A 6,458-nucleotide genomic window follows, 5' to 3' on the forward strand; every position below is an offset into this window, starting at 1 on the left:
GGGTGCGACCGGGCTGATGGGCGGGCCCGAGGGTGGTCGTGGCCCGGGACCGGTGCCGGAAATCGGTACGCGCGGGTTCGATGGTGTGCCCGGTGGTCGGGGTCCGACGCCGGAGTCCGAGCGCACGTCGCCGGGTGTCAGGTCGGGGTTGCGCCCGCTGACCGGTGCGGTCGGCGGGCGCTCCCAGGGCGCCGACGCCGTGCCGGTGCCCGCCTCGGGAGCGTCGTCACGGGGGACGGGCGGCACTCCGTCGGGCGCGTCGCCGCGACGGAGGTCCCCGCCCGGCCTGTTCTCGTCGGAGGTCACCGGTCCAAATTACCTTCCGGACCCGGTGGATGATGCATGGTGCGTCCCGCGACGACCACGCTTGTCCGACTTATGGGGATACCGGCGGCCGGGATCAGAGAGCCACATCACCCTCGGCGGTGCCCTGGTTGTTGATGCCCTCGGCGGAGCCGAGATTCTCGATGCCTTCCGCGGAGCGGAGATTCTCGATGCCTTCCGCGGAGCGGAGATTCTCGATACGGGGCACCGTCGGCGAGACCGGCGGGAGTTCGGTACGGGAGCGTCGCACGACGAACACCGCCGCGACGGCCGACAATGCTGCCGCCGAGGCAGCGGCGATCAGCAGGAGATACTTCTTCGGCATGACCCACAGCGTGCCAGGTCCGCTTTGCCGGTGCTACTCGCGTGGTCGGAGGCCGAACATGCGCCGTTGCCGACGAGGTCGTGGAAATGTTGCCGACGGAGTCGTGGGGTTGTTGCCGCCGATTTGGTTGGATGGAGTGGTGAGCACATCAACGCAGACCGTGACCATCCACACCAACCGCGGCGACATCAAGGTCGATCTCTTCGGCAACCATGCGCCCGAGACCGTCGCCAACTTCGTCGGCCTCGCCGCCGGCAGCAAGGACTACAGCGAGCCGAACGCCTCCGGGGGCGACTCCGGTCCGTTCTACGACGGCTCGGTGTTCCACCGCGTCATCGAGGGCTTCATGATCCAGGGCGGCGATCCGACCGGCACCGGCCGCGGCGGCCCCGGCTACAAGTTCAAGGACGAGTTCCACCCGGAGCTGCAGTTCGACCGCCCCTACCTGCTCGCCATGGCCAACGCCGGACCGGGCACCAACGGGTCGCAGTTCTTCATCACCGTCGGCCCCACCCCCCACCTGAACCGTCGCCACACCATCTTCGGTGAGGTCACCGATCCGGCCTCGCAGCAGGTCGTCGACGCGATCGCGACCACCTCCACCGATCGCAGCGACCGTCCGCTCGACGAGGTCCGCATCGAGAAGATCGAGGTCAACTGACCATCGGCCCCGCCGGTCCGCCGGCGGTGTGTTACCGACATCCCGACCGCCCCACCGCGCTGTCCTGCACGCGGTGCGGGCGGCCGGCTTGTCCGGGATGTCTGCACCCGGCCGCGGTCGGGCAGCACTGCGACGAGTGCGTGCGCGGCGACGGCGCGCGGGGCTCCGGCCGCCAGGACATCCGCCGACCCGACTTCGGCGACCGGGGCATCCGGTCGGTGGTCACGCGGCCCGTACGCGCCCGGCGCCCGCTGGCCACCTACACGCTGATCGCGATCAACGTCGTCGCCTTCGCCTACACGATCTACGCCGCACATTCCTTCAACGTCGAGGTCTCCGGGCCACTCCTGCATGGAGAGTTGGTGCGCGGCAATGTCTTTCTCGGCCAGTACTGGCGCTTGCTCACCGCGGGATTCTTGCACTACAGCCTGATACACCTTGCGGTGAACATGATCTCGCTCTACATCCTCGGCCGAGATCTCGAAATCGCCCTGGGCATCGGACGATTCGTGATGGTCTACATGACCGCGCTGCTCGGTGGCAGCGCCGCGGTGATGATCGCGCAATCCAACGAGGCCCGCTCCGCCGGTGCGTCGGGAGCCATCTACGGGCTGATGGGCGCCATGCTCATCGTTGTCCTGCGCCTGCGTGTCTCACCGGCGCCGGTGCTGACGATCATCGCCATCAACCTCGTGATGTCGTTCTCGATCCCCGGCATCTCCCTCGCCGCACACGTCGGTGGCCTGGTGTTCGGCGCGGCCGCCACTGCCGCACTCATCTGGGCACCCCGGCTCCTGCCGCAGTCGCTGCGCACCGACCGCAACGCCACCCTCATCGGCTGGGTGGCCGTCAGTGCCTTGCTCATCGTGGCGGTGGCCATCAGCGTCGTCGTCGCGGTGACCTACACCGGGCCGATCCTCGTCTACGTTCACTGAGTCGCGCTCTCCGACAACCGGAGCACAGGTGCTCAGCGACGCGAGTCCTCCACCGCGAACCCGGCGCGGTCGAGTGCGTCGACGACGTCGAGTAGATCGGCGCCGAGATCCCACCGGCTGAACACCACCAGCATCGATTCCTCGCGTTCGGTGCCCTCGCGTTCGGTGCCATGGTCGGCAGCCGCCGGAAAGTAGTCGATCTCGAGCTGACCGGATCGGCGTCCGATGCGGCGCATCGTGAGAAGTCGGACGCGCTCGACGTCTGCGGGTGTCAGTGTCACGGCGCCGCCGATACTCCGGATGGTCAGTTGCGGGCCGGCCGACAGTTCGAGTCGCGGCCGGATCAGCGACGCGTACGCCCCGAACCCGAGCAGCATCAACCCGGCGACACCGATGATCACCGATCCGACGGCGTCGGATGCGACGAACACCGCGCACAGCAGGAGCACGACGCCTGCGGCCAGGAGCGCGCCGGCAGCGAGTCGGGGCGTCGCCCACTGCTGTGTGGACAGCTCGGCAGAGTTATCCACAGGACTTACTCACAGTGGGGATGACTTACACACATGTAATTTCCACATGTGGATAACCGCGTGCAGGTCTTTGACCAGCATCAACGGCCGACCTCAGCGCCACTTCATGGTCATCAGCAGGCCCACGACCATCATCGAGAAGCCGATGAGGAAGTTCCACGCGCCCAGGTTGTTCATCCAGTGCAGCGCCTGACCGGGGCCACCGTAGGTGGTCTCGCCGGCAGCGAGGTAGTAGACGATCAGCCAGGCCAGACCCAGCAGCATGAGGCCGAGCATCACGCCGACGTAGATCGAGCTGGAGGGACCGGCCTTCACCTTGACCGGCGTGCGACTCGCCGGGTTGATGGTGTAGTCGGTCTTCTTCCGGACTTTTGACTTCGGCATGACTTCCTCTGTTGTGCAGCGAGCGGGTCATCGGCGGGCGATGACCCCTTGCATCTTCTCGTTTCGCGTTCGGCGGCGGTGTCGTGGCGCGGTCTGTTGTCCGCGACACGCCCGGCGCATCACCTCTACGGTATCGCACCAGGTCGCCGCCACGAGCGCCCCGCGAGTCCCCGGGTAACCTGACACGATGACCACCGCAGCACCGGAGGCGACCGGCTCCGCGAACCACGCGGCCCGCATCCTCGTCATCGACAACTACGACAGCTTCGTCTACAACCTGGTCCAGTACCTGGGCCAGCTCGGTGTCGAGGCAACGGTGTGGCGCAACGATGATCCCCGGCTGACGACTACCGACGGCGAGTTCACCGACGAGTCGCTGCGTGCTGCGCTGCGCGGTCCCGATGGGTCCGGTTTCGCCGGCGTGCTGCTGTCGCCCGGGCCGGGTACGCCGCAGCGCGCCGGAGCGACGTTGCCGCTCGTCGGGGTTGCCGCCGCCGACGGTGTACCTCTGCTCGGAGTGTGTCTCGGTCATCAGGCGATCGGTGCGGCATTCGGCGGCACCGTCGATCGCGCGCCGGAGCTGCTGCACGGCAAGACCTCGCTCGTCCATCACGATCAGGTCGGGGTGCTGCGTGGTCTGCCGGATCCGTTCACCGCGACCCGCTATCACTCACTGACGGTGCTGCCCGAGACCATTCCGGACGAGCTCGTGGTCACCGGCCGCACCGAATCGGGCATCGTGATGGGAATGCAGCATCGGGAGCTGCCGATCCACGGCGTTCAGTTTCATCCCGAGAGCGTGCTCACCCAGGGTGGCCACCGGATGCTGGCCAACTGGTTGGGCGTCTGCGGCATCGACATCGACGAGTCCACCGTCGCCGTCCTCGAACAGGAGATGGCCGAGGCGATCGGTCCGGCGCTGGCCGCCCAGTCCTGAGCCGCCCAGTCCTGAGCCGCCGGTCCCGATGAGCCGGCTGTGCTCAGCCCGGCAGCAGGCTCGCGCGCCCGACGACGACGTTGATCGCCCCGTTCTTGGCCAGCTTCGATCCGTCCCCGGGACTCTGCGACAGGATCTTCCCGTCGTCGGGGCTGCCGAGCGGCACATTGCGCGGTGTCTGGTTCAGTGCGCCGTTCCACCCCGACCGCTGTAGCGTCGCGAACGCCTGGTCGGCGGTCTGACCGGTCAGATCGGGCACGACGATCATGTTGCCGCGCGAGATCGTCAGCTGCACCGTGGCGCCCTGCTTGATGGAGTCCCCGGCAGTCGGGCTGGAGCTGACGACCTGGCCCTGCGGCAGGTCCGAGTCGCCCTCGACGACGGTCACCTTCAGGCCGAGCTGGGCGAGCTGGGCGCGTGCGGCCGACTCGAACTGACCCACCAGATTGGGTACCGTGACGTCCTTGGGGCCGGTGCTGATCCGAATGATCAACGGGTCCCGAACGGGTGTGTCGGTGCCGACGGCCGGGTTGGTGTCCACCACGTCACCGACCTCGACCGACACCGAATCCACCTGCTGCACCTTGATATTGGTGAAACCCGCGTTCTGTAGCTCGGACGTCGCGTCGGCCTGGGTCTTGTTGCGTACGTCAGGGATGCGTTGGCGCTCACGTCCACTGGAGATGAACAGCGTGACCGTCGACCCCTCGGGTGTCGGGACGTTCTCGCCCGGCGCCGAGCGGGTGGCCTTACCGGCGTCGACGGTCTCGCTCGACTCGTCGAGTTGTTTGACCTCGAAACCCGCCTTCTCCAGGGTGCTACGCGCGTCGGCCGCCGACAGTCCGGCCACCGCGGGTACGGCCACCTTGCGCGCCGACCCGGACGACCACGGCGACCACCACACCAGCAACCCGACGAACAGCAGCACCACAGCCGCCACCGCGCCGGCGATCAGCCATGGGGGACGGCGTCGGGTCGGGGTGTCGTCGTCCTTGCCCGCAGCCGGCTGGCCACCGGTGTCGGCACGTAATGCGCGACGCGGACCCGAGCCGGTGTCGAGCCAGGCGGTCCGGTCCTCCTCGCTCATCAGCAGCGGCGCCGAAGGTTTTCCGCCGGCAAGAACCTTGATCAGATCCGACCGCAGTTCGGCCGCCGACTGGTAGCGGTTCTCCTTGTTCTTGCTCATCGCCTTCATGACGATGGAGTCGAGCTCCGGCGGGATGTCCGGGCGCACCGCCGACGGCCAGCGCGGATCCTCGTGCACATGCTGATGGGCGACGGCGACCGGCGAATCACCGGTGAACGGCGGCTCGCCGGTGAGCAGTTCGAACAGCACGCAGCCCATCGAGTAGATGTCACTGCGCGGATCGACCTTGATCCCGCGCGCCTGCTCGGGCGAGAGGTACTGCGCGGTGCCCATCACCGCACTGGTCTGGGTCATCGTCGACGTCGAGTCGTTCATCGCGCGCGCGATGCCGAAATCCATCACCTTGACCGCGCCCGACGAGTCGATCATCACGTTCGCCGGCTTCATGTCACGGTGCACGATGCCGTTGCGGTGCGAGAAATCCATCGCCGCGGCCACGTCGGCCATCCACGTCATGGCTTGCCGTGGCGCGACAGGGCCGTTGCGCCGCAACACATCTCGCAGCGTCTCACCGTCCACGTACTCCATCACGATGAAGGGCAGAGGCCCCTCGTCGGTCTCGGCCTCACCGGTGTCGAAGACCTGCACGATCGTCGGGTGATTGAGCTTGGCGGCGTTCTGGGCCTCCCGGCGGAAGCGCAGATAGAACGACGGATCCCGGGCCAGGTCGGCGCGCAGCACCTTCACCGCGACGTCCCGGTTCAGCAGGAGATCACGTGCGTAGTGAACCTCGGACATGCCGCCGAAGCCGAGCGTCTCGCCCAGCTCGTAGCGGTCGGAGAGGTGGTGCGGGGTCGACATCATGGCATCAGCACGGCACCTGGATCGGCCCGATGTTGCACGACCGCGTGGTCGCGCCCGGGTCGGTGGTCTGCGGCGTCGTCTCCTCGGGGGTCGTGGTCTCCGGCGTGGTGGTGTCCTCGGTGGTGGTCGTCGTGGTCGGCGGCCGCGAGCGGGTGGTCGTGGTCTCCTGGGTGGTCGTCTGGTCGTCGGTGGTGGTGACCGTCTCGGTCTGGGTGGTCGTCGTCGACGCCGGCGCCGGCGCGGGCGTGTTGTCGTCCGCGCTGGCCAGGTAGTACCCGATCAGCGCGATCGCCCCGACCAGTAGTGCCGTCGCGACACCGGCGAGCACCTTCTGCCCGGTAGTCCAGCCGCCCCCGCCCTGACCCGCGGTAGCCGGGGCCGAGGTGGTGGGCGGGCGCGCCGACGTCGGCG

7 protein-coding genes and 2 pseudogenes are annotated in these 6,458 nt (G+C 68.0%); 3 read left to right on the plus strand and 6 right to left on the minus strand.

Annotation, left to right across the window (positions count from 1 at the left end):
- Positions 1-306: pseudogene (locus tag B1964_RS30625) on the minus strand (hypothetical protein); the annotation flags it as partial.
- Positions 307-400: 94 nt separating this feature from the next.
- On the minus strand, positions 401-649 hold the full coding sequence (locus tag B1964_RS00005) for a hypothetical protein (RefSeq protein ID WP_079928329.1): 249 nt from the start codon (positions 647-649) through the stop codon (positions 401-403).
- A 127-nt stretch (positions 650-776) separates the two neighbouring features.
- Between B1964_RS00005 and B1964_RS00010 the strand changes: the two genes are divergently transcribed.
- Entirely contained in the window at positions 777-1,310 is a 534-nt protein-coding gene (locus tag B1964_RS00010; RefSeq protein ID WP_085949110.1) for a peptidylprolyl isomerase, read from the plus strand.
- 26 nt (positions 1,311-1,336) lie between these two features.
- On the plus strand, positions 1,337-2,245 hold the full coding sequence (locus B1964_RS00015; protein WP_079928330.1) for a rhomboid family intramembrane serine protease: 909 nt from the start codon (positions 1,337-1,339) through the stop codon (positions 2,243-2,245).
- Positions 2,246-2,277: 32 nt separating this feature from the next.
- Here B1964_RS00015 and B1964_RS00020 read toward each other — a convergent pair whose 3' ends face one another.
- Together B1964_RS00020 and crgA are read right to left on the minus strand one after the other, a co-directional pair.
- A complete protein-coding gene (locus tag B1964_RS00020; protein WP_079928331.1) occupies positions 2,278-2,775 on the minus strand; it encodes a PH domain-containing protein in 498 nt (165 codons plus the stop codon).
- A gap of 93 nt (positions 2,776-2,868) precedes the next feature.
- Positions 2,869-3,159: a cell division protein CrgA gene (crgA, locus tag B1964_RS00025; RefSeq protein WP_006368633.1), complete on the minus strand. Its 291-nt coding sequence runs from the start codon at positions 3,157-3,159 to the stop codon at positions 2,869-2,871.
- Positions 3,160-3,346: 187 nt separating this feature from the next.
- Here crgA and B1964_RS00030 point away from each other — a divergent pair, with 187 nt between their 5' ends.
- Positions 3,347-4,096, plus strand: a complete 750-nt coding sequence (locus tag B1964_RS00030) for an aminodeoxychorismate/anthranilate synthase component II (RefSeq protein ID WP_079928332.1) — start codon at positions 3,347-3,349, stop codon at positions 4,094-4,096.
- Positions 4,097-4,139: 43 nt separating this feature from the next.
- Here the strand turns inward: B1964_RS00030 and pknB are convergent, their stop codons facing one another.
- Both pknB and B1964_RS00040 read right to left on the minus strand, forming a co-directional pair.
- Positions 4,140-6,047, minus strand: coding sequence for a Stk1 family PASTA domain-containing Ser/Thr kinase (pknB, locus tag B1964_RS00035; RefSeq protein WP_079928333.1), 1,908 nt, complete (start codon positions 6,045-6,047; stop codon positions 4,140-4,142).
- Between the two features lie 4 nt (positions 6,048-6,051).
- Positions 6,052-6,458 (minus strand): annotated as a pseudogene (locus B1964_RS00040) (serine/threonine protein kinase); the annotation flags it as partial.

Source organism: Gordonia sp. i37 (assembly GCF_002043085.1).
Classification (GTDB): domain Bacteria; phylum Actinomycetota; class Actinomycetes; order Mycobacteriales; family Mycobacteriaceae; genus Gordonia; species Gordonia polyisoprenivorans.